The 21,503-nt window shown below is 67.0% G+C and carries 20 protein-coding genes; 13 read left to right on the top strand and 7 right to left on the bottom strand.

Annotated elements, in window-relative coordinates:
* The first annotated feature begins 13 nt into the window (after positions 1 to 13).
* Genes OG976_RS12315 through OG976_RS12305 form a run of 3 tightly spaced genes read left to right on the top strand, consistent with a single transcriptional unit; the run spans position 14 to position 3,598 of the window.
* Positions 14 to 1,624: a S53 family peptidase gene (locus OG976_RS12315; RefSeq protein ID WP_442930465.1), complete on the top strand. Its 1,611-nt coding sequence runs from the start codon at positions 14 to 16 to the stop codon at positions 1,622 to 1,624.
* 16 nt (positions 1,625 to 1,640) lie between these two features.
* The gene (locus tag OG976_RS12310; RefSeq protein ID WP_328362459.1) at positions 1,641 to 2,855 is read left to right on the top strand and encodes a zinc ribbon domain-containing protein; all 1,215 of its coding nucleotides are present in this window, start codon (positions 1,641 to 1,643) and stop codon (positions 2,853 to 2,855) included.
* On the top strand, positions 2,852 to 3,598 hold the full coding sequence (locus OG976_RS12305) for a hypothetical protein (protein ID WP_328362456.1): 747 nt from the start codon (positions 2,852 to 2,854) through the stop codon (positions 3,596 to 3,598). Before OG976_RS12310 ends, OG976_RS12305 begins: the two co-directional genes overlap by 4 nt.
* A 7-nt stretch (positions 3,599 to 3,605) precedes the next feature.
* Here OG976_RS12305 and OG976_RS12300 read toward each other — a convergent pair whose 3' ends face one another.
* Complete coding sequence (locus OG976_RS12300; protein ID WP_328362454.1) at positions 3,606 to 3,956, bottom strand: metallopeptidase family protein; 351 nt, start codon at positions 3,954 to 3,956, stop codon at positions 3,606 to 3,608.
* Positions 3,956 to 5,359, bottom strand: a complete 1,404-nt coding sequence (locus OG976_RS12295) for a septum formation family protein (RefSeq protein ID WP_328362452.1) — start codon at positions 5,357 to 5,359, stop codon at positions 3,956 to 3,958. Before OG976_RS12295 ends, OG976_RS12300 begins: the two co-directional genes overlap by 1 nt.
* 130 nt (positions 5,360 to 5,489) lie before the next feature.
* On the opposite strand from OG976_RS12295, the gene serS reads away from it, so the two are divergent.
* Together serS and OG976_RS12285 are read left to right on the top strand one after the other, a co-directional pair.
* Positions 5,490 to 6,743 (top strand): serine--tRNA ligase, encoded by a 1,254-nt coding sequence (gene serS / locus OG976_RS12290; RefSeq protein ID WP_328362450.1) that lies wholly within the window; start codon positions 5,490 to 5,492, stop codon positions 6,741 to 6,743.
* Positions 6,740 to 7,555, top strand: coding sequence for a DUF5718 family protein (locus tag OG976_RS12285; protein ID WP_328362449.1), 816 nt, complete (start codon positions 6,740 to 6,742; stop codon positions 7,553 to 7,555). The genes serS and OG976_RS12285 overlap by 4 nt, the downstream gene beginning before the upstream one ends.
* Here OG976_RS12285 and OG976_RS12280 read toward each other — a convergent pair.
* Positions 7,552 to 7,887, bottom strand: a complete 336-nt coding sequence (locus tag OG976_RS12280; protein WP_328362446.1) for a hypothetical protein — start codon at positions 7,885 to 7,887, stop codon at positions 7,552 to 7,554. The two genes, OG976_RS12285 and OG976_RS12280, sit on opposite strands and share 4 nt — an antisense overlap.
* Positions 7,884 to 9,434 (bottom strand): MBL fold metallo-hydrolase, encoded by a 1,551-nt coding sequence (locus OG976_RS12275; RefSeq protein ID WP_328363484.1) that lies wholly within the window; start codon positions 9,432 to 9,434, stop codon positions 7,884 to 7,886. Before OG976_RS12275 ends, OG976_RS12280 begins: the two co-directional genes overlap by 4 nt.
* A 74-nt stretch (positions 9,435 to 9,508) precedes the next feature.
* Between OG976_RS12275 and OG976_RS12270 the strand changes: the two genes are divergently transcribed.
* The 3 genes from OG976_RS12270 to OG976_RS12260 are packed head-to-tail and all read left to right on the top strand — an operon-like array spanning position 9,509 to position 11,340.
* A complete protein-coding gene (locus tag OG976_RS12270; protein WP_328362443.1) occupies positions 9,509 to 10,282 on the top strand; it encodes a lysophospholipid acyltransferase family protein in 774 nt (257 codons plus the stop codon).
* A gap of 6 nt (positions 10,283 to 10,288) precedes the next feature.
* Positions 10,289 to 10,528 (top strand): hypothetical protein, encoded by a 240-nt coding sequence (locus OG976_RS12265; RefSeq protein WP_328362440.1) that lies wholly within the window; start codon positions 10,289 to 10,291, stop codon positions 10,526 to 10,528.
* Positions 10,528 to 11,340 carry an HAD family hydrolase gene (locus OG976_RS12260; protein WP_328362438.1) on the top strand — a complete coding sequence of 271 codons (813 nt, stop codon included), beginning with the start codon at positions 10,528 to 10,530 and terminating at the stop codon, positions 11,338 to 11,340. Before OG976_RS12265 ends, OG976_RS12260 begins: the two co-directional genes overlap by 1 nt.
* On the opposite strand, the gene OG976_RS12255 is transcribed toward OG976_RS12260, so the two are convergent.
* From OG976_RS12255 to OG976_RS12245, 3 genes are all read right to left on the bottom strand, one after another.
* Positions 11,337 to 11,861 (bottom strand): hypothetical protein, encoded by a 525-nt coding sequence (locus OG976_RS12255; protein WP_328362437.1) that lies wholly within the window; start codon positions 11,859 to 11,861, stop codon positions 11,337 to 11,339. The two genes, OG976_RS12260 and OG976_RS12255, sit on opposite strands and share 4 nt — an antisense overlap.
* 39 nt (positions 11,862 to 11,900) lie before the next feature.
* The gene (locus OG976_RS12250; protein ID WP_328362434.1) at positions 11,901 to 13,541 is read right to left on the bottom strand and encodes an N-acetylmuramoyl-L-alanine amidase; all 1,641 of its coding nucleotides are present in this window, start codon (positions 13,539 to 13,541) and stop codon (positions 11,901 to 11,903) included.
* 160 nt (positions 13,542 to 13,701) lie between these two features.
* Positions 13,702 to 14,616 (bottom strand): hypothetical protein, encoded by a 915-nt coding sequence (locus OG976_RS12245; RefSeq protein ID WP_328362431.1) that lies wholly within the window; start codon positions 14,614 to 14,616, stop codon positions 13,702 to 13,704.
* A 247-nt stretch (positions 14,617 to 14,863) separates the two neighbouring features.
* On the opposite strand from OG976_RS12245, the gene glf reads away from it, so the two are divergent.
* Genes glf through zomB form a run of 5 tightly spaced genes read left to right on the top strand, consistent with a single transcriptional unit; the run spans position 14,864 to position 21,460 of the window.
* Positions 14,864 to 16,093 (top strand): UDP-galactopyranose mutase, encoded by a 1,230-nt coding sequence (gene glf / locus OG976_RS12240; RefSeq protein ID WP_328362428.1) that lies wholly within the window; start codon positions 14,864 to 14,866, stop codon positions 16,091 to 16,093.
* Complete coding sequence (locus OG976_RS12235) at positions 16,090 to 18,021, top strand: glycosyltransferase (RefSeq protein ID WP_328362425.1); 1,932 nt, start codon at positions 16,090 to 16,092, stop codon at positions 18,019 to 18,021. The genes glf and OG976_RS12235 overlap by 4 nt, the downstream gene beginning before the upstream one ends.
* Entirely contained in the window at positions 18,014 to 18,556 is a 543-nt protein-coding gene (locus OG976_RS12230; RefSeq protein WP_328362422.1) for a phosphatase PAP2 family protein, read from the top strand. The genes OG976_RS12235 and OG976_RS12230 overlap by 8 nt, the downstream gene beginning before the upstream one ends.
* Positions 18,553 to 19,467, top strand: a complete 915-nt coding sequence (locus OG976_RS12225; protein WP_328362420.1) for a decaprenyl-phosphate phosphoribosyltransferase — start codon at positions 18,553 to 18,555, stop codon at positions 19,465 to 19,467. Before OG976_RS12230 ends, OG976_RS12225 begins: the two co-directional genes overlap by 4 nt.
* Before the next feature lie 25 nt (positions 19,468 to 19,492).
* The gene (gene zomB / locus OG976_RS12220) at positions 19,493 to 21,460 is read left to right on the top strand and encodes a flagellar motor control protein ZomB (RefSeq protein ID WP_328362417.1); all 1,968 of its coding nucleotides are present in this window, start codon (positions 19,493 to 19,495) and stop codon (positions 21,458 to 21,460) included.
* Positions 21,461 to 21,503: the final 43 nt, after the last annotated feature.

Genomic DNA, 21,503 nt, shown 5'->3' with positions numbered 1-21,503 from the left:
CTGCTGACCGACAGTGAACCGAAGCCATCGTTCACGGACGCTGTCCGTCGTAGGGCTGCTGACGGTGCTGGCCATCGGCGCGGCACTGGTCGCTGATCTTCGCCACCCCTTGGCCCCGGCCGAGGCGGTCGGCACGATCAGCGGCCCGTACGCGTCTCTGCTGGCGAGTTCGACGGACCTCGGTCCGGCTCGAACCAATCACGTCCAGCTCACCGTGGCCCTGCGTGCTGCCGACCGACCCGATCTCTTGATGGGGTGGGCGCAGCAGCAGGGCCTTTCGGTGCGCTGGCGCCCCGGCGACACCTGGGCCATCGTCGAAGGTGAACCCACCGCGGTGGCGGGGGCCTTCGACGTTGACGTTCACGACTATCGCGGCAAGCGCGGCCAGGTGTTCTATGCCTCCCCGCAGCAGCCGGTCGTCCCGTCCGGGTTGCGCGTCGAGGTGGCCGAACTCGGCCGGATTCTCGGCTACACACCGCACCACGAGTCGACGCCGTCGGTGATGCCACTGGAAGTGCCCGACCAAGGCCTGACCCCCGGCGGCATACTGCGCACCTATAACGCAACACCGTTGCGTGACAAGGGTTTCAGCGGCAAAGGCCAGACCGTCGTGGTGTTCGCATTCGACGGGTTCGACCAGGCCGACCTCGACATGTTCGCCACGACGTTCAACCTGCCCAAGTTCACCCCGGACGTCGTCGGCGGCCAGCCGGAAGCCCGCCGCGGCGAAGCGACGATGGACCTCGAGGCGATCCACGCGATCGCCCCCGACGCCAAGAAAGTCCTCGTCAACGCGCGGCCCACCGTCGAAGGCGACGGGTCCTACGAGAAGATCGCCGCGCTGATGGAGGACACCGAGAAGCGGTATCCCGGTGCGGTGTGGAGTTTTTCGATCGGCTGGGGCTGCGACAAGCTGATCACCGCCGCCGACCTCGCTCCGGTGCGTGCGGCGCTGGCCAGGGCGCACAAGTCCGGCACCACCGCGTTCAACGCCAGCGGAGACCTCGCGGGCCTGGAATGCAAGGGCGGTCAGGAGTGGTCCTCGCCGCCGAGCACCAACGATGTGGGACTCGACGCGGTGGCTTCGATGCCGGAGATGACCGACGTCGGCGGCACCACGTTGTCGACGGACACCGACGGCACGTGGCTGGCCGAGCAGGCGTGGTTTGACGCGCCCCTGTCGCAGGGCACCGGCGGTGGGGTATCCGCGTTGTTCGAGCGCCCCGACTGGCAGGAGAACGTCACGGTGACAACGGGTGCCGGCCAGCGCCTGACACCCGACATCGCCGCAGTCGCCGACCCGTTCACCGGCGTCAAGATCGTCTTCAACCAGCAGGTCGTGGTCGGCGGCGGGACCTCGCTGTCAGCGCCCATCTGGGCCGGACTGACCGCACTGATGAACCAATTCCTGATCAGCCGCAACGGGCGCCTCATCGGTGATTTGAATCCGCTGCTCTACCACATCGCCGAAGGCGCACCGTTTCGTGCGTTCCGCGATATCACGCTCGGCGGCAACGCCGTTGCCATCGCCGGCCCCGGGTATGACCTGGTGACCGGATTGGGTACACCTGATATCGCGAACCTCGCGCAGAACATTCTGGTGACGCAGAAGGTAATCGATTGACCAGGGGGAACCGCCCATGACTACCGATAGCGACACCGGTGCGAACGGCGTGCCGCGGGTCGAATGCTCCGTCTGCGAGATTGATGTCCCGGCAGGCGCATTCTGTGGCTACTGTGGCGGACACCTGACGTCGGAGCCCGGCCCGGGACCGAAGTGGTTGCGGCAGGACACCTTCGGGGCAGCACCCAACGAGAGTGTGCTACGGCCGTCGATCGCCAGTTCGTTGTTCCCGCACCTGCCCAATCAGTCGCGCACCCCATTCCGGATCGGCCTGGCGCTGGTGCTGGTCGGCTTGGTTGGCTTCGCGGTCCTGAAATTGCCGGCCGCACTGATAACCGTTGCGGCGCTGGGGCTCCCGTTGCTCTTCGTGCTCTACATCAGCGAATCCAGCGTGTACCGCGACGTGTCTGCGCTCTCGCTGGCGGTCGCCGCCCTGCTCGGTCTCGGTCTCGGTGTCGGCTGGGTGCTGCTGACCGGCGAGATGGTGGCCCGCGCGTACGGCGTCCCGATGGCGGCCGGCCTGGCCATCCATCACCTGGTGCGGGAAGGCGTCATCATCCCCGCGGGCGGGATGATCCTGATGCTGGTGCCGACCTTTGTCGTGCGGCTGATCGAGCGACGGTCTCGAGAGTCGTTGGACGGGTTCGCCATCGGCGCGCTGGCCGCGCTGATGTTCACCGCCGCCGCCACGCTGACGAGGCTGGCGCCGCAGTTCGCCACCGGTCTACTGGCTCACGCCCGCCCCTTCATGAGCCTTCTCGTCGAGGCTGTCATCTGCGGGGTGACGATCCCACTGACCGGCGCAGTGGCCGGCGGCATGGTCGGTATTGCGTTGTGGTTCAAGGGACAGACCGAGAATCCGCACGAACATCCCGCCCGCACCCGGGCGGCCCTGTGGCTGCTGGCGATCCTGGTCGTGCTGATCCACACCGGGGTCGCCATCACCGACATCGTCGGGATGCCGCAGATGCAGATGTTGGTGATTCACCTCGCGATGACGATCATCGTGCTGGTCCTGCTGCGGATTGCGTTGCAGATGGCGCTGTTACGCGAGGCCAAGGACCCGATTCAGGAAGATGAGCCGCTGCTGTGCGTGCACTGCGAGCACGTCGTTCCTGACATGGCGTTCTGCCCGGCCTGCGGAGTCGCTACCCGTGCGTCGTCGCGTTCCTCGCGCCAGGAGCGCCGGGAATCGCGACCAGTGCGCCAGGTCGTCGCGGAGGGTTCGTGAGCGATCCGAAGACGGCCGACCCCGACGAGGAGCTCTACCCCGGGTACGCGGTGCCGGCGGGGACCTACGTCGCCCCGGAGATCAAACGCACCGGGTTGGCCCGCACCGTCGGTGTGTGGACGGCCGGCATCGTCGTCGTGGCCGCGGTGCTCGTCGGGGTCTCCCTGACGGTCACCAAGAAGGCCCCGCGTTTCATGTGCCCGCCGGACTGTGGTCGGCCCCCCACCGGCACGCCGGTGGCCGCGCTGCCCCGCTATACCTCGCCGGATGGTTCGTTCTCGGTGTCGTATCCCTCGCCGGAGTCGGCCTACGAGGTCTCCCAGGACAAGCGCGGCATCACCGCGAAATTCACCGGCGGTGACACCGGCGTCCTGCAGCTGTTCTCCGAGCCCGCCCGGGGCCGCCAGCCCCGCCAGATCGCCCTGGATCTGCTCGCGAAGAAGTTCCCCGACGCCAAGATCGCCTACGAGATCCCCAATGCGATGGTCGGCTACCAGCCCGGCTACGGCGAGGTGGCCGACAGCTGGCCGCAGGGCACCTCCAACAGCTACATCCGGATCCGCACCGTGCTGCTGGTCGCCGTCAAGAACGATCTGGCCCTCGTAGCCGGCGCGGTTGGCCCGTATCACGCCTTCGGACCGGACTTCGGCCCTGGCCTGCCGTCGGGGGTCAACCTGCAGATCGCGCAGGACATGGGCAAGTACGTCAATAGCTTCACCTGGAAAGGTGACCCGGCGCGCTGAAAAGCGTTTAGCCCCAGCCGAGTTCGTGAAGGCGGTCGTCGTCGATTCCGAAATGGTGGGCGATCTCGTGGATCACCGTGATCGCCACCTCCTCGACCACGTCGGCGTCGGTGTCACAGATCTCCAGCAGGCTGTCGCGATAGATGGTGATGGTGTCGGGCAGTGCGCCGGCATAGCTCGAGTCCCGTTCGGTCAGCGCGATGCCCTCGTAGAGCCCGAGTAGATCGGGTTCTTCGGGATGGCGTCCTTCGACGAGCACCACCACGTTGTCGATGGCTGCTGCCAGTTCGGGCGGGATCAGATCCAGCGCGTCGGAAACGAGTTCCTCGAACCGCTGCGGGCTCATCTCTGCGGGCACTAAGCCGCCGGCGGGAGGATGACGGGCTCGACGGGGCCCGGCGGCGCTCCGGCGGGGGCACCACCTTCCATCGGCGGTGCGTCGTTCTGGGGCGCCGGTGCCGGAGCGGGGTCGCCATTGATGACGTTGCCCTGCGGCGGGGGAGCGGCCGGCGAACTCGGTGCCGCGGTCGAGGTGGGCGCCTGCGACTGGCTGGTCGGCGCGGTCGACTGCTGCGGGAGGTGCTGGGTCGGCCCCTGCTGCTGTTGTTGCTGCTGCTGGCTGCCGGAATACTGCGAGTTGTCGGTCTGCGACGGCGAGTAGGTGGTCGCCGGCGCCTCGGGCAGCAGCGGGATCGGCGGCATGTTCAGCCGCTCCTCGGGAATGTCCGGCGGCGGCACCGGCGGCAGCCCGTTGATCAGCAGCGGCCCCTTGGCCGGGTTGATAAGGGTGGCCCAGCCGCCGTTGCCCAGGGTGGCGCCGATGCTGCAGGACACCTGGTGGCTGCCCGCGGACCAGCTCGGCAGCGAGATCGTGCTGTAGATCAGCGTCAGCGTGGTGGTCCGCAGTTGCAGCGGGGCCAGGTAGGCATCCGTCATCCGGGTGCAGGCGTCCTTGATGAACGCGTCCTGGTCGGCGTCCGGCGGCAGGGCGCCGGGGAACTTCTCGGCCAGGTTCACCGAACCGGTGACCTCCATGGCGTGGGGTGCTCCGCAGTCGACCGGAACGTCGGTCGGCTGGTTGGTCGACGGGTCGATGCCCAGGCAGGTACCCGCGGGCCACACCTTGGACTGGTCGAGGTCGGCGACCTTCCCCTTGAAGGCGATCTGCTGGTTGTCGGCTCCGGGCAGCTGCACGCCGCACAGCATCCGGCGCTCGCCGGACTGCTTCCAGGCCTTGTCGCCGGACCACAGCATGCTGATGGTGAAGCGGCTGTTCGGGTCGTACTTGGTGCCGAGGTAGCGCTCCACGGCCGGCTGGCACTGCTCCAGGCTGATCTGCTGGATCCGCGCCGGTGACGGCGGTGCGGCGTCGGGTCCGTACTCGGTGCCCGGGTAGGTCCGCATGTCGACGGACTCGGCGACCTCGAAGCGGTGGTCGTCTTTGCAGTCCACGATGGTCGCGGCGTCGGGGTTCTTGTTCGGCCAGTTCAGGCAGCTACCGGCCCTGGCGTTGGCGAATGCCGCGGTGCCCTTGGAGCCGACGAATGGGTCGCCGGCGTATCCGGTCAGGCGGTTGCTCATGCTCACTGGCAGGGCGGTGAGCACGCCGGCGATCAGCAGGCCGCCGAGCGCAGTCAGCAGCAGGACACGTCGGGTCGACGTGGCCTGCAGGGTGCCGAGGAACGTCCGCCGCGACGTGGCCGCATCGGCCTCCGTCGCGGGCGTGTCCTCACGCTCGGTCAACTGCAACATCGCGTCCATTGTGTCAGGCGCGCCGAGCAGTGTGACAAGTGATACAGAAGTAATGTTATGGGGTTGTGCTGTGCCGATGGGTCGTCGTCACCCGGAGGGGCTGACGCGCGGCTCGACGGACAAAAGTAGGGTTCAGGTCGTGATCGACCTGAAACTGCTGCGCGACGACCCCGAAGCGGTGCGGCGGTCCCAGCTCAGCCGTGGCGAGGATCCTGGTCTCGTCGACGCTCTGCTGGACGCTGACACGGCGCGCCGCGCGGCGATCTCCGCCGCCGACAACCTGCGGGCCGAGCAGAAGGCCGCCAGCAAGAAGGTCGGCAGCGCCTCGCCCGAAGACCGGCCCGCACTGCTCGAGCACGCCAAAGGACTTGCCGCTGAGGTCAAGTCGGCCGAGGCCGACCAGGCTCAGGCGGAATCGGCGTTCTCGGCTGCCCACATGGCGATCGGCAACGTCATCATCGAGGGCGTCCCGGCCGGCGGTGAAGACGACTTCACCGTGCTCGACGTCGTCGGTGAGCCGCCGGTAATCGAGAACCCGAAGGACCACCTCGAACTCGGCGAGAACCTCGGGCTCATCGACATGGAGCGCGGCGCCAAGGTGTCGGGCTCGCGGTTCTACTTCCTGACCGGCCGCGGTGCCCTGCTGCAGCTGGGCCTGCTGCAGCTGGCGGTGCGGGTGGCCGTCGACAACGGCTTCACGCTGATGATCCCGCCGGTCCTGGTGCGTCCCGAGGTGATGGCGGGCACCGGGTTCCTGGGCTCCCACGCTGACGAGATCTACAAGCTCGAGGCCGACGACCTGTACCTGGTGGGCACCTCAGAGGTGCCGCTGGCCGGTTACCACGCCGACGAGATCCTGGACCTGTCCGACGGCCCGTTGCGCTACGCCGGCTGGTCGTCGTGCTTCCGCCGGGAAGCGGGCAGCTACGGCAAGGACACCCGCGGCATCATCCGGGTGCACCAGTTCGACAAGGTCGAGGGCTTCGTCTACTGCCGGCCCGAGGAGGCCGAGGCCGAGCATCAGCGGCTGTTGGGCTGGCAGCGGGAGATGCTGGCGCTGATCGATGTGCCCTACCGGGTGATCGACGTCGCCGCCGGTGACCTGGGCTCGTCGGCGGCGCGCAAATTCGACTGCGAAGCGTGGGTCCCCACCCAGCAGACCTACCGCGAGCTGACCTCGACGTCGAACTGCACCACGTTCCAGGCCCGCCGCCTGGCCACCCGCTACCGCGACGAGAACGGCAAGCCGCAGATCGCCGCGACGCTCAACGGCACCCTGGGCACCACCAGGTGGCTGGTCGCAATCCTGGAAAACCATCAGCAGCCAGACGGCAGCGTGCGGGTGCCCGCCGCCCTGGTGCCCTATGTGGGGACGGAGGTCCTGCAACCGTGATCGAACTCGACCTCGACGAGTTACGCGGCTGGTTCGGCTTCGGTGTGGCGGGCAACTTTGCCGGTCACCTCGAACAGGCCGGTGAGGCAGTCGATTTCGCGAACGTCACCAGCGTGGGCGCCGCCCCGAAGGGCATCTTCCCCTGGTATGCGCCGGGTTACGACAGCTTCCTCGGCGAGTTCCCGTTGTCCCACGATGCGCTGATCGTGCCGCAGACCACGGAGGCGGACGGCCCGCTGAACCTGCAGATCGAGCCCGAGGTCGGTCTGGCGTGCGAGGTGGTCTGGCAAGGCGACACCGTGGTCACGTTGCGGCCCTTCGCACTTGGTGCGTTCAACGACTGCTCGATCCGCCGGCCCAACGCGCCGAAGATCAGCTACAAGAAGAACTGGGGCCCGGCATCCAAGGGTGTCGCGCACGAGTTCTTCGACATCAGCGACCTGACTCCGGACGGACCCACCGCGACACTGCGGCTGCTGTGCCACCTGCGCACCGCCGACGGCGTGCACCACGAGTATGGCGTGGACAGCCCGCTGCTGGGCTACTCCTACTACGGCGAGGTGCTGCTGGACTGGATCGTCGAGCGGCTGGCCAACCAGAAGGGTTCGCCCGACACGCCTTTGGAGGATGTCGGCGCTCTGATGGTGGCGTGTGGGCGGCCGAAGAACGTCCTGATCGGCATCGGCGCCACCAAGTACACCAAGCTCGGCGAGACGACCTATCTCAAGACCGGCGACGAGGCGATCGTGCGGGTGTACGACACCGAGAGCGATGCCGCATCCGAACTGCGCCAGCTGGTCTGGGAGCCCTAACCCAGCACTTCGTCGAACACCGCGAGAAACTCCCGCGGCCTGACCGGGGTGAACGCCGGGGCGGGATAGGTGCCCGGCACGTCGAGGGTCACCAGCGTCGACTTCATCGGCCGGTACATATCCAGCGGCAGCCAACGACGGAAATCCGAACTGCCCCATAGGCGGAACCGCTGCGTCAGTAACCCCAGCGATTCGGCCTTGTAGCCCCGGATCGACTGCAACGGGATGATCTTCGAGGTTCCCGACGGAAAGTGGTAGCGCCGCAACGTCAGGGCCTGGCGGTCCAGCGCAACCAGACCGTCGTCGTAGAACTGCTGCGGCGGGGCGCTCATGTTCGTGAACAGCGAATCTCGTGGCCCTTGGTGGTCAGGCATTTTCCGTTCTCCAGATTCCATTGCCAGCCGTGCAGATTGCAGGTCAGCGTCGAGCCCTCGACCACGCCGAACTTCGACAGGTCCGCCTTCAGGTGCGGGCAGCGGCGCTGAATGTTCCAGCCGTCCAGCGTGATATCGGTGGTGTCATCGTGTGTCTCGGCGAACCAGCCGTCGGCGTAGGCGATCCGTTCGTCGGTCAGGCACTTGAAGAACGTGTACAGATACTCGTTGTATCCGCCGACCCGCCACGCCTTGAATCGCGTCGACAGGAAGATGGTGTTGACCCAGTCCGGCTCGTTGTCACGCAGCACCGTGCGCACCAACTCCGGGGCTATCCCGAAGCCGTAGCGGAACTTCTCGTCCGCAATAGGTTCCCGCACAGCGCGTTTGGGGAAGTCGAGAACCACGATCTCGGCGCCGATCTGCAGCTCCACCGGGTAGCCGATCCCGTCGCAGATCTGGTCGCTCTGCAGCATGATCGGCTCGAACAGTGCACGCAGCGGCTCGAGGAACGGTTCCCCGGCCGCGGGTGCCCAAGCAGCCTTCTCGGCGGCCAGCACCGGCGCCATCCGTTCGGCGTAGGCGGCGATGTAGTCGGCCTTCCCGGTGGTGAAGATCGCCTCGACCTCGTCGGTGGGCAGCGGATGGGTCAGCGAATTCAGTTGGGAGCCAGTGAAATCAGCGACCGATCCGGGGATCATCAACAGGCCGCCGGTGTGCCCGTGCTGGCGCATCTGGTCGAGGAAGACCATCTCGTCGGGGAAGATGTTCGCCGGATCGCCGTGGTCGTCGTTGAGATCGCGCAGCTCGGGATCCAGGAAGCACGGCGGGCCGGCTGACGGAATCACCCATGTTGCGTCGGTGTCGGCGATGTACTGCCGGCAGCGGTCCATCCCGCGCTGGCGCTTCTGGCTGCCGAAGGAAGCCTTGGCGCGCTCGGGCATGTCGTAGACCATCGGGTACCAGATCGCGCCGGAGTACTGCAGCATGTGCACGTCGATGTGGCCGAACTCCTCGGCCACGACGTCGACGGCCAGCGGGCGCGAGTCGTTCATGTTGAACACCGTGGTGGTGCCGTCCGAGACCACGAGCCCGGAGTCGCCGATCGGCCCGTCCGCCGGTGCCCGCAGCGCGACGATCATCACGTCGAGGTCGCCCTTGGGTCCGCTGATCCGGTGTTTGACGCCGTCGGTGGTCTCGTAGAAGCGGTGAAAGCCGAGCTTCTCGAACTCGCGCTTGAGGTCCGGGACGGGGAAGTCCGGCAGCAGCACGACCGCGTCCTTGTTGACGTGCTCGGCCAGCAGCCTGGGATCGAAATGGTCCTTGTGCAGGTGCGATACGTAGAGGTAGTCGCAGTCGCCGATGGCTGTCCAGTCCAGGCCGCTGTTATCCGGGAAGACGAACCACGAGCCGAAGTACGCCGGGTTCAGCCAGGGGTCGCACAGGATGCTTCCCGCCGGGGTGTCGATCCGAAAGCCGGCGTGGCCGATGCATGTGACCTGCACGTATTCCCTCTCCAGTGGTCGTGGCACCCGATACGAGCTTAGCCGCCGCAGGCTCTGGGTCTAGGCTGGCCGCTGTGGAGCCGGTGTACGGGACAGTCATCCAGCTAGCCCGCCTGGTCTGGCGCACGCAGGGGCTGAAGTTCACCGTGACCGGTGTCGAGAACCTGCCCGTCACCGGCGGTGCCGTCGTCGCGATCAACCACACCAGCTATTTCGACTTCACTTTCGCGGGGTTGCCCACCTACCTGCAGCACCGCGGCCGCAAGGTCCGCTTCATGGCCAAGCAGGAGGTGTTCGATCACAAGATCACCGGGCCGATCATGCGCAGCCTGCGGCACATCCCCGTCGACCGGGACAGCGGCGCCGCCTCGTTCGACTCGGCTTGTCTCGCGCTGAAGGCCGGCGAACTGGTCGGCGTCTACCCCGAGGCGACCATTAGCCGCAGCTTCGAACTCAAGGAGTTCAAGTCCGGTGCCGCACGGATGGCGATCGCTGCCGACGTGCCGATCATCCCGCACATCGTGTGGGGCGCCCAACGCATCTGGACCAAGGACCATCCGAAGAAGATGTGGCGGCCCAAGGTTCCGATCGCCATCGCCGTCGGCGAGCCGATCCAGCCGACGTTGCCGCCCACCGAGCTGACCGCGCTGCTGCGCTCGCGCATGCAGCATCTGCTCGAGCAGGTCCAGGATGCCTACGGCCCCTATCCGGCCGGTGAGTTCTGGGTGCCGCACAAGCTGGGCGGGGGTGCGCCGACGCCGGCGCAGGCGGCCGAGCTGGAGGCCGCCGAGGCCGCCGAGAAGGCGGCCCGCAGGGCGCAGCGCGACGGGACAGGACCGCCGGGATAGGCAGCCATGGAGCCCGTCTTCCGCACTCTGGAGATCGCCGCCTCGACCGCGGTCAGGGCAGCCGGGACCAAGATCATCGTCGACTATCTGATCGGTAGGACCGGCGCCATCCCGGTCACCGAGGCGACCATCAGCCACGCCTTCGAGTCGAAGGACTTCAAGAACGGAGCGGTACGCATGTCGCTGGTCCCCTACACCGTTCGGTACGGCGAATCGTTGCCGCGTCGGGCCTCGGAGCGCAGTTGATGTTGCCCGCACTAATCGCCACCGACGTGGACGGCACCCTGCTCAACGACGATGAGCGCGTCACCGACCGGACCCGCCAGGTCATCCGGGCCGCGGTGGCATCGGGTGCGCACTTCGTCCTGGCCACGGGCCGCCCGCCGCGTTGGATCCCGCCGATCGTGGAAGCCCTGGGGTTCGCGCCGATGGCGGTGTGCGCCAACGGTGCGGTGATCTACGACCCCGAGCATGACCGGGTCATCTCCGCGCGCACGTTGCCGGTCGACGTGCTCGGCGAGCTCGCCGAGATCGCGACCCGCGTGATCCCCGGTGTGGGGCTGGCGGTCGAACGGGTGGGCCGCAGTGCGCACGACTCGGCTACCCCGCAGTTCGTCAGTTCGCCCGGTTATGAACATGCCTGGCTCAATCCGGACAACACCGAGGTGTCCTTCGAGGACCTGCTGAGCGCCCCGGCGGTCAAGCTGTTGATCCGCAAGGCCGGGGCGCGTAGCTCCGATATGGCCGAGGTGTTGCTCAAACACATTGGTATCCAGGGGGATATCACCTACTCGACCAACAACGGCCTCATCGAGGTCAATCCGATCGGCACCAGTAAGGCCACCGGGGTCGAAGAGGTGGCCAGGCCGCTGGAGATCACCGCGCAGGACGTGGTGGCGTTCGGTGACATGCCCAACGACGTGCCGATGCTGCGCTGGGCGGGCCTCGGCGTGGCGATGGGCAATGCCCACCCGGAGGCGATCGCGGCCGCCAACGAGGTCACCGCACCCAATACCGACGACGGGTTGGCGCGGGTGCTCGAACGCTGGTGGCTCTAGCCGGCCCGACTGGTGGGCGCGGGACGAATTACCTTGCGGGTTCGGTACAGCCCGGCCGCCATCAGCGCCACATACGTATAGGGCATCACCATCACCGGTGATCCGGTCGCCAGAAAAAATCTGGTCGCCATGACGGCGTCATGAACGCCGACCCACAGTAGGCAGAACGCGAGGAACCACCAGGCCCATGGTTGACCCGCCCGCAGCGCGAAGCGCGATACAACGATGACCGCCACCGCAGCAGCGGCGACGTTGACGCCGCCGACCGAACCGAGGAGCCGCAGCCACCCGTCTGCCTCGGCGCTCACCGAGGACAGTCCTGAGTACGTGAAGTCCAGGTGACCCAGGCCCGTCCACACCGGAGATTGTGGCCTGGCTGCAGCGATCCAGAACGTCAACAAGGTCATCAGTCCTGCGATCAGCGGTACGAAACCGGCCGCGAAGGTCAGCCACCACCCGGCGACCGGCGAAGCGGTCTGTCGGTCCTGCAGGGCTGATGCGGGCAGTGAAGGGGAATTCATGCCAGCGTGGTGTGGTCCTGGTGCCCCCGCGTTACAGGACTAGCCGGCCGGCTCCAGGATCGGATTGGCGATGCGGGTGAAGCGTTCCAGCTGAACCGGCGGACCATCCACCGGCGGTGGCGGCATGACCAGGGTCAACCCGTCGATCACCCGCAGCACGTTGTGCGTCTGCCGGTCGAAGTTCAGTGTGCCGTGCTGGAAGTTCTGCACGATCCACTCGGGTTCCTGAATCTCGCCGCTGGTCGGCAGTCCCAGCGCGCCGCGCTCGTAACCCAGTGACGCCCACGCTTCATAGATCGCGCCGGTCAACGGCTGCGCCCCGCTCGACGGTGACCAGTAGACCGCACCGTGCTCGAACGTCGCATACCGTGCGTCACCGTCGCCGGCGGCTTCCGGGCTCGAGGGTGCCCCCAGGGGACCGTCCTTGCCGCCCATGGCTTCCCAGCGGTCGAATATCGCCCCACCGCGCAGTGAGTCGACGATGTCTGGCGGCCGGTTGAACCGGGCGGCGATGTCGCGGATCACGGGCAGTGCGGCATAGCCTGCGTTACCGGGGCATTCGGTGTTGCCGACGTCGCGGTGGGCGAAGATCGTCGGCAATGTCGGAGTCGAACCGGCGGGGAAGAACGTGTAGTCGCCACCGGCCGACGTCAATTGCACTGTGCCCAAGGGGTTGACACGGTCGAGGCCCATCCGCCAGCCGAGCAACCGGCCCACGGTACGGATCATGACGTCGTCGGGCGGGACCGTCTCGAAGTCGCCGATCATCGACACGCCCCACACGTCCCGGTTGAACCCGCCGGTGTGAGATCCCTGGACATCCTTGGTGATTCCGCCCGCGCGCCCCTCGAACACCTGGCCGTACTTGTCCACCAGCGCGTTGTAGGCAATGTCGCACCAGCCCAGTGTGCGGGTGTGATATGCGTAGATCGATCGTACGATCGCAGCCGAATCCTCCGGCGCGTAGTCGTTGCTGCCCGCGGTGTGGTGGACGACTGCGGCCCGTATTCCACCGCCGTATATCGGTGCACCACAACGCATGTGGTCGTCAGCGCCCCATTGGGAACGGCTGATGATATTCGGTGGCTGGCCGGGTCCCAGTGCCGCGGTCGGCGGTGTCCACTGCGAGTCGACCGGCGCCTTGGGCGGTGTGATCAGGACCGCTGAGATGTTCTGCGCGAAGGGCTGTTCGACGTTGGCCGGCACGTAGCCGAGTTCCTTGCCGGCATCCAGGCCGTGCTCGGGGGGCGCGGTGGTGACGGGAGCGCCCTTGGGCCTGTTGACGGCGATCTGCACGGCGGTGGTGGTGCCGACGAACACCGGGTCGGTGCCGCGGGGTCCGCCGGACTGGCCGTCGTCTGCGTTGGATTCCAGTGTGTCGGCCTTGTACCAGGGGCCCCAGGAGCCGTCCGGCCGCTTGGCCCGCACCTCGGCGGTGGTTCCGGTCAGGTCGGTGCCGGTGAGTGCCACCATCGAGAACGGCGCGGACTGGCTGATCTCGCGGATCGTCTGGCCGTCGCCCAGCCCGGTCAAGGGTTGTTGGTTGAGCACCGTGTCAGCAGCGCTGGGTCCGTCCTTGTGCTCGGATCCGGGTACTCCGTTGATTGCCCACGGCAGGATGACGACAGTCGCCGCGAGCGCGGTGAACAGGATCGTCGGTGTGGGTCGTCGAGACGGCACACAGCGATGTTACGTATGTGATATCTGATGCCAGTGTTTCGACACGGGCCAGTGTGCAGAAAGTGATTATTGGTTCCTGCAACGGCACCGCAGGGGCCTCTCCGGGTGCACAGACCTTCCGGTCGGCCCCACCCTGCGGTGCCGTTCTGATGCAGGCTTCTTATCCGGCCGGAGCCGCTGCTGCAGGTGCCGCCGCGGCCGCCGACGAGGCGCCTTGAATCGCCTGCGTGATCGACGGCATCAGGACACCTTTGAGCAGGTCAACGGCCTGCCCAACACCAAGCTGGTTGGCTGCGCTGCTCAGATCGCTGATGATCCCGCCCGAGCTGGTCGGCGCGGTCGGCACCCCCAGCGAGGGATCACCGAGGATCGGGTAGGTCCCGGCGACCGGGCCCAGGGGCGCGCTGATCGGCTGCTCGTTGGGCAGTCCGATACCGGTGGCCGACGGGCTGGTGAGTGACGGGGTCCCCAGCTGGGGTGTCGTCAGACCCGGCGTGGTCAGGCCCGGATCGGTGAGCGACGGCGTCGTGGCCGCCGCGCCGCCCGGAAGCGTCGCACTCGGCGTCGTCAGACCAGGTGTGGTCAGACCGGGTGTGGTCAGACCCGGCGTGGTCAGACTGGGCGTGGTCAGGCTGGGCGTGGTCAGCCCCGGCGTGGTCAGGCTGGGCGTGGTCAGCCCCGGCGTGGTCAGGCCAGGAGTGGTCAGACCGGGCGTGGTCAGGCTCGGGGTGGTCAGACCAGGGGTGGTCAGGCTCGGGGTGGTCAGACCGGGGGCGGTGAGCCCCGGCGTGGTCAGTGCCGGCCCGGCCTGAACGGGCTGCGCGCCTGCCGGGCTCAAGCCTGTCGGCAGCGGAGGGATGTTGATCCCGAACTGCGACAGACCCTGCTGGAGTGCGGACAGCAATTCGTTAGGCAGGTCGGTGACGACAGCGGCCTGGACGAAATCATGGTGCTCTGGTGCCGCGGTGTTGGACGTCAGTTCGATGACACCAACGGCTGCAAACGGACTTGCGACGGCCAAGGCGGCGACTGCGCTCATGGCTGTCGAGAGCTTGCGTCGACGACGGTTAGGCACGGAAGTCTCCTCAATGTAGACATCAGTTCATGTCTGAACTTCTTTCGCGAGCCCCGAAATTCGGCCGTGCGCCGAGACCGAAGCCAACGTGTTCGATGGTACGGCTGTGACTAGTGTGTCTAGAGTGACGATGCGGAATCGTGAGCCAATCGCGACCTTGATTGAGATGGAACGCCACTACTTCTCCTGATGGCACCCCGGCTTGAGATGCGGGTCACATAGGCCGGGTCGGATACCCTAGGCGCCGATGACCTTTCCTGATTCCCGGGTCGCTCCGCTCCTGCCCACCGGCCCCCCTGATCTCTTCGTCGTCGGCTCGGGCTTCTTCGGCCTGACGATCGCTGAACGCGCGGCCACCCAACTGGGCAAGCGCGTCCTGGTCGTCGAGCGTCGCAGCCATATCGGCGGCAATGCCTATTCCGAACCCGAGCCGCAGACCGGCATCGAGATCCACAAGTACGGCGCTCACCTGTTCCACACGTCGAACACCAGAGTGTGGGACTACGTCCGCCAGTTCACCGACTTCACCGGCTACCAGCATCGCGTGTTCGCCATGCACAACGGCCAGGCCTACCAGTTCCCGATGGGCCTGGGCCTGGTCGCCCAGTTCTTCGGCCGGTACTACAGCCCGGCCGAGGCGCGGGCCCTGATCGCCGAGCAGTCCGCCGAGATCGACATCGCCGACGCGCAGAACCTCGAGGAGAAGGCCATCTCGTTGATCGGCCGGCCGCTCTACGAGGCGTTCGTGCGGGACTACACCGCCAAGCAGTGGCAGACCGACCCCAAGGAACTGCCCGCGGCCAATATCACCCGGCTGCCGGTCCGCTACACCTTCGACAATCGCTACTTCAACGACACCTACGAGGGCCTGCCGGTCGACGGCTACACGAAGTGGCTGGAGAACATGGCCGCCGACGAGCGCATCGAGGTGCGCACCGACACCGACTGGTTCGACGTCCGTGAAGAACTCCGTGCTGCGGCCCCCGAGGCCCCGGTGATCTACACCGGTCCGCTGGACCGCTACTTCGACTACGCCGAGGGACGGCTGGGCTGGCGCACCCTGGACTTCGAGGTCGAGGTGCTGCCAACCGGGGACTTCCAGGGCACGCCGGTGATGAATTACAACGACCTCGACGTGCCCTACACCCGCATCCACGAGTTCCGGCACTTCCATCCCGAGCGGCAGTACCCCACCGACAAAACCGTGATCATGCGGGAGTACTCCCGCTTCGCCGATGACGACGACGAGCCGTACTACCCGATCAACACCGAATCCGACCGCGCGCTGCTGGCCTCCTACCGGGCCAGAGCCAAGGAGGAGACCGCCTCGGCGAAAGTACTCTTTGGTGGCAGGCTGGGCACTTATCAGTATCTGGACATGCACATGGCCATTGCCAGCGCGCTGAGCATGTTCGACAACGTCCTGGCGCCCCATCTGCGCGACGGGACCCCGCTTACGGAAAGCAGCACAGAATGAGCGACATCCCGTCCGGGCCCATCGCGACCGGCGAGACCAGAGCGGTGAGCCTGCTGGCCCGCGTGATCCTGCCGCGCCCCGGTGAACCGCTGGACGTCCGCAAGCTCTATATCGAAGAGTCCGAGACCAATTCCCGGCGCGCGCACGCACCCAACCGCACCACGCTGGAGATCGGCTCGGAGTCCGAGGTCTCGTTCGCCACCTACTTCAACGCGTTCCCGGCCAGCTATTGGCGCCGGTGGTCGACGCTGGACTCGGTGGTGCTGCGAGTCGAGCTCACCGGATCGGCGCGCGTCGACGTCTACCGCTCCAAGGCCACCGGGGCCCGCATCACCGTCGGTGGCACCGAGGTCACCAGCCCGGACGCCGAGACACCCACGGCCGCCGAGTTCGAGATCGGCCTGGACCCGTTCGAGGACGGCGGCTGGATCTGGTTCGACATCACCACCGACACCAAGGTGACGTTGCACAAGGCCGCTTGGTACGCATCCGTGCCCGCTCCCTCGCGGGCCAACATCACCGTCGGTATCCCGACCTTCAACCGCCCGGCCGACTGCGTTAATGCCCTCAAGGCCCTGACGTCGGATCCATTGGTGGACGAGGTCATCGGTGCGGTGATCGTCACCGACCAGGGTGCCGACAAAGCCTGCGCACATCCTGACTTCCCTGCCGCCGCAGCGCGTTTGGGCGACCGGCTCACGATTCACAACCAGCCCAACCTCGGTGGCTCCGGCGGCTACAGCCGCGTGATGTACGAGGCGCTGAAGAACACCGACTGTGAGCAGATCCTGTTCATGGACGACGACATCCGCATCGAGCCCGACTCGGTGCTGCGTGCCCTGGCGCTCAACCGCTTCGCCAAGACCCCCACCCTCATCGGTGGGCAGATGCTCAACCTGCAGGAGCCGTCGCATCTGCACGTCATGGGCGAGGTCGTCGACCGGTCCAACTTCATGTGGACCAATGCGCCCCACACCGAGTACGACCACGACTTCGCCAAGTACCCGCTCAGTGACGACGACGAGCGCAGCCTTGCCCTGCACCGCCGCATCGACGTCGACTACAACGGCTGGTGGATGTGCATGATCCCGCGCCAGGTCGCCGAGGAACTCGGGCAGCCGCTTCCGCTGTTCATCAAGTGGGACGACGCCGACTACGGGCTGCGTGCCGGTGAGCACGGCTACGGAACGGTGACGATGCCCGGCACCGCGATCTGGCACATGGCCTGGAGCGACAAGGACGACGCCATCGACTGGCAGGCCTACTTCCACCTGCGTAACCGGCTGGTGGTCTCGGCCCTGCACTGGGACGGCCCGGTGCGCGGACTGTTGGTGAGCTCGCTGAAGGCGACGTTCAAACACCTTCTTTCCCTTGAATATTCGACGGTCGCGATCCAGAACAAGGCCATCGCCGACTTCCTGGCCGGCCCCGAGCACATCTTCTCCATCCTGGAGTCGGCTCTGCCGGAGGTCCGCAGCATGCGTGCCCAGTACCCCGATGCCGTCGTCCTTGCGGGCGCCACCTCATTGCCCAAGCCCAGTGGCCGAACCAGAGTGCACAAGCCGCCGGTGTCGTTGCCCGCCATCGGATTCCGGCTGGCCCGGGGTGTGCTGCACCAGCTGCGCAAGGAGAACCCGGACCACCACGAGCGCCCGCAGCTCAACGTCCCCACTCAGGATGCCCGCTGGTTCCTGCTGTGCAAGGTCGACGGCGTCACCGTCACCACCGCGGACGGCCGGGGCGTGGTGTTCCGCCAGCGCGACCGGGCCAAGATGTTCGCGCTGCTGCGTGCCTCGATGCGTCAGCACATCAGGCTGGCCCGCAAGTACAACCGGATGCGCAAGGTATACCGCCAGGCGCTGCCGGTGCTCTCCAGCAAGGAGAAGTGGGAGACGGTGCTGTTCGACAAAGCCGCGGTCAATGCCTGACCGCGAGCCGGTCGCCCCGCCGCCCAGCGGCGAGGTCGCCGCGCTGGTGGCGGTGCAGTCGCGACTAGCCACCCCGCCGGTGCTCACCGTCGCCCGGGCCATGTCGCACTTCGGTGAGCACGCCCAGGGCTGGGTGGCGCTGTCCGCGGTCGGCGCGCTGGTGTCATGCACGCGGCGCCGGGACTGGCTGCTGGTCGGTGTCGGCGCGGTGGCCGCACATGCCGCGGCGATCGCGATCAAACTCGTGGTGCGCCGCAAGCGTCCGCATCACCCGGCTATCGCCGTCAATGTCGGCACGCCGAGTGCCCTGAGCTTCCCCTCGGCGCATGCCACCTCGTCGACCGCCGCGGCTATGCTGCTGTGCCGGGCCACTCGCTCACCGCTTCCGCTGGTTGTGGTGCCCGCGATGGCCCTATCGCGGCTCGTGCTCGGTGTGCACTACCCGACCGATGTGCTCGCCGGGGCAGCTGTGGGCGCGGTGGTCGCGCGCACGGCCGCCCGCTTTGCCTCACCGCAGAAGGAGACGCAGAAGTGAGTGAGGAAGCGGCACCGGTCACCGGGCCCCCGAGCAATCTGGCCGCTGGCATCGTCAAGGCCATCCGCCCCCGACAGTGGGTGAAGAACCTGCTGGTGCTGGCAGCTCCGCTGGCAGCGCTGGGTCGCGACGTGCACTACGACTACGGCGACGTGCTGTTCAAGGTGTCGATCGCTTTCGTGGTGTTCTGCCTGGCGGCGTCGTCGATCTATCTGGTGAACGACGCCCGCGACGTGGAAGCCGACCGGGCCCACCCGACCAAGAGGTTCCGGCCGATCGCCGCCGGTGTGCTGCCCGTCGGGCTGGCCTACGGCATCGCGACCGTGCTGGGGGTCGCCTCGCTGGGCATCGCCTGGTGGCTCAAGCCGCAGCTGGCGCTGGTGATGGCGGTCTATATCGCGATTCAGCTGGCGTACTGCTTCGGCCTCAAACATCAAGCGGTGCTTGACATCTGCATCGTCTCCTCAGGTTTCTTGATCCGCGCCATCGCCGGTGGTGTGGCGGCAGGCATTCCGCTGTCCCAGTGGTTCCTGCTGGTGATGGCCTTCGGATCGCTGTTCATGGCGGCCGGAAAGCGTTATGCCGAACTGCAACTCGCCGAACGCACCGGGGCCAAGATCCGCAAATCGCTGGAGCGCTACACCAGCACCTACCTGCGCTTCGTGTGGACCCTGTCGGCGACCGCGGTGGTCCTCTGCTACGGCCTGTTCGCCTTCGAACGGGACGGCACCACCGGGTCCTGGTGGGCGGTGTCGATCGTGCCGTTCACCATCGCGATTCTTCGCTACGCCGTCGACGTCGACGGCGGACTGGCCGGGGAACCCGAGGAGATCGCACTGCGCGACCGGGTGTTGCAGCTGTTGGGGCTTTTGTGGATCGGAACAGTAGTTGCAGCGATCGTCTTCAGTTGAGCTGCTGACTCCTGAACCCGGCGGGGTGAAACCCGAAGGGCCCAAGAAGCTTTGGGCCCTGGCTTTCCCGTATGCACCGGTCACCCGAATCAGCCTGTGGGTCAGCGTTGTGGTGGTCGCCGGGCTGTTCGGCTGGGGTGCATGGCAACGCCGCTGGATCGCCGATGACGGCCTGATCGTGTTGCGCACCGTGCGCAACCTGCTGGCCGGCAACGGCCCGGTGTTCAACGCCGGCGAGCGGGTGGAGTCCAACACCTCGACGCTGTGGACCTACCTCAACTACCTGGGTGCGGTGATCGGCGGGCCGGTACGTCTGGAATACGTGGCGCTGACGCTGGCGCTGTCGCTCTCGGTGGCCGGTGTGGTCCTGGTGATGCTGGGCACCGCCCGGCTCTACGCGCCGAGCCTGCGAGGCCGAAGTGCCCTGCTGCTGCCGGCCGGCGTGGTGGTCTACATCGCGATCCCGCCGGCCCGGGACTTCGCCACCTCGGGGCTGGAGAACGGTCTCGTGCTCGCCTGGATCGGCCTGCTGTGGTGGATGCTGGTCTGCTGGTCCCAGCGTCCCCTTTCGCGGCCCGCCACCCCTTGGTTCACCGCGGCACTGGCTGTGGTTGCCGGGCTGAGCGTGTTGGTCCGGCCCGAACTGGCACTCATCGGCGGGCTGGCGCTGCTGATGATGTTCATCTGCGCGCGCGGCTGGCGCGCCCGCGTGCTCATCGTGGTCGCCGGCGGCCTGCTGCCGGTCGCCTACCAGATCTTCCGGATGGGGTACTACGCCCTGCTGGTCCCGCAGACCGCGCTGGCCAAGGACGCCACCGGCGACAAGTGGGGCCAGGGACTGATCTATCTGGCCAACTTCAACAAGCCCTACGCGCTGTGGATCCCGGCGCTGCTGCTCATCGGTCTGGCCGCAGTGCTGCTCGCCGGTCGCGCCACACCGTGGTGGGTCCGGACCCCCGAGGCGCCCCGCGGTTCCGGTCGGCTGGTCCACCGCATTCAGAGCCCTGCCGCGGTGGTGATCTTCATGCTCCTGAGCGGGCTGCTGCAAGGGCTGTACTGGATTCGCCAGGGCGGCGATTTCATGCACGGGCGGGTTTTGCTGACCCCGGTGTTCTGCCTGCTGGCCCCGATATCGGTGATTCCCTTCGCCTTGCCCGACGGCATCCGATTCTCTCGGGAGAAGGGGCGCCTGCTGGCCGGCGCGGCCTGCGCACTGTGGCTCGCGGTCATCGGGTGGTCGCTGTGGGCGGCCAACTCGCCGGGAATGGGCTCGGACGCCACCCGTGTCACCTACTCCGGCATCGTCGACGAGCGCCGGTTCTACTCCCAGGCCACCGGTCACGCGCACCCGCTCACCGCCGCCGACTACCTGGACTACCCGCGGATGCGTGCGGTGGTGGTGGCCATCAACAACACACCAGACGGTGCCCTGCTGCTGCCGTCGGGTAACTACGACGTATGGGACGTCGTCCCCGCATTCCCGCCGCCTCCGCCTCCGCCCGGTGTGCCGATGGACACCTGGCGTCGTCAAATCGCGCCTCACACAGTCTTTTTCACCAACCTGGGTATGGTCGGGATGAACGTCGGACTCAACACCAGGGTGATCGACCAGATCGGCCTGGCCAATCCGCTGGCCGCGCACACCGCGCGCCTCGAGGACGCCCGCATCGGGCACGACAAGAACCTCTTCCCGGACTGGGCGGTCGCCGAGGGGCCGTGGCTCAAGGAACACCCCTACGTTCCGCCCTACCTCGACGAGGGGTGGATCAAAGAGGCCGGGGTGGCGTTGCAGTGCCCCGAGACCGCCAGGAAGCTGGAGTCCATCCGGGCCCCGCTCGGCGTTCGTCGCTTCCTGTCCAACGTCATGCATTCCCTCGATTTCACCGGATATCGGATCAATCGGGTGCCCCAGTACGAGCTGTTGCGCTGCGGACTCGATGAGCCCGCGTTGGACGGCACCCCGTACACTGGGTTACCGGCCACCGGGCCCTAGCCGTCGCAGGACGTTAGCTGGGAGGGCCCCGGCCGGTAACGCT

The organism is Mycobacterium sp. NBC_00419 (assembly GCF_036023875.1).
Taxonomy (GTDB): Bacteria; Actinomycetota; Actinomycetes; order Mycobacteriales; family Mycobacteriaceae; genus Mycobacterium.
This window is presented reverse-complemented; position numbering and strand designations above follow the sequence as displayed.

Coding starts and splice junctions, on each gene's coding strand:
- OG976_RS12255 (WP_328362437.1), bottom strand. CDS start 11,861: ATGAATTCCCCTTCACTGCCCGCATCAGCCCTGCAGGACCGACAGACC.
- OG976_RS12235 (WP_328362425.1), top strand. CDS start 16,090: ATGAGCGACATCCCGTCCGGGCCCATCGCGACCGGCGAGACCAGAGCG.
- OG976_RS12280 (WP_328362446.1), bottom strand. CDS start 7,887: ATGAGCGCCCCGCCGCAGCAGTTCTACGACGACGGTCTGGTTGCGCTG.
- OG976_RS12260 (WP_328362438.1), top strand. CDS start 10,528: ATGTTGCCCGCACTAATCGCCACCGACGTGGACGGCACCCTGCTCAAC.
- OG976_RS12230 (WP_328362422.1), top strand. CDS start 18,014: ATGCCTGACCGCGAGCCGGTCGCCCCGCCGCCCAGCGGCGAGGTCGCC.
- glf (WP_328362428.1), top strand. CDS start 14,864: ATGACCTTTCCTGATTCCCGGGTCGCTCCGCTCCTGCCCACCGGCCCC.
- OG976_RS12310 (WP_328362459.1), top strand. CDS start 1,641: ATGACTACCGATAGCGACACCGGTGCGAACGGCGTGCCGCGGGTCGAA.
- OG976_RS12295 (WP_328362452.1), bottom strand. CDS start 5,359: ATGGACGCGATGTTGCAGTTGACCGAGCGTGAGGACACGCCCGCGACG.
- OG976_RS12265 (WP_328362440.1), top strand. CDS start 10,289: ATGGAGCCCGTCTTCCGCACTCTGGAGATCGCCGCCTCGACCGCGGTC.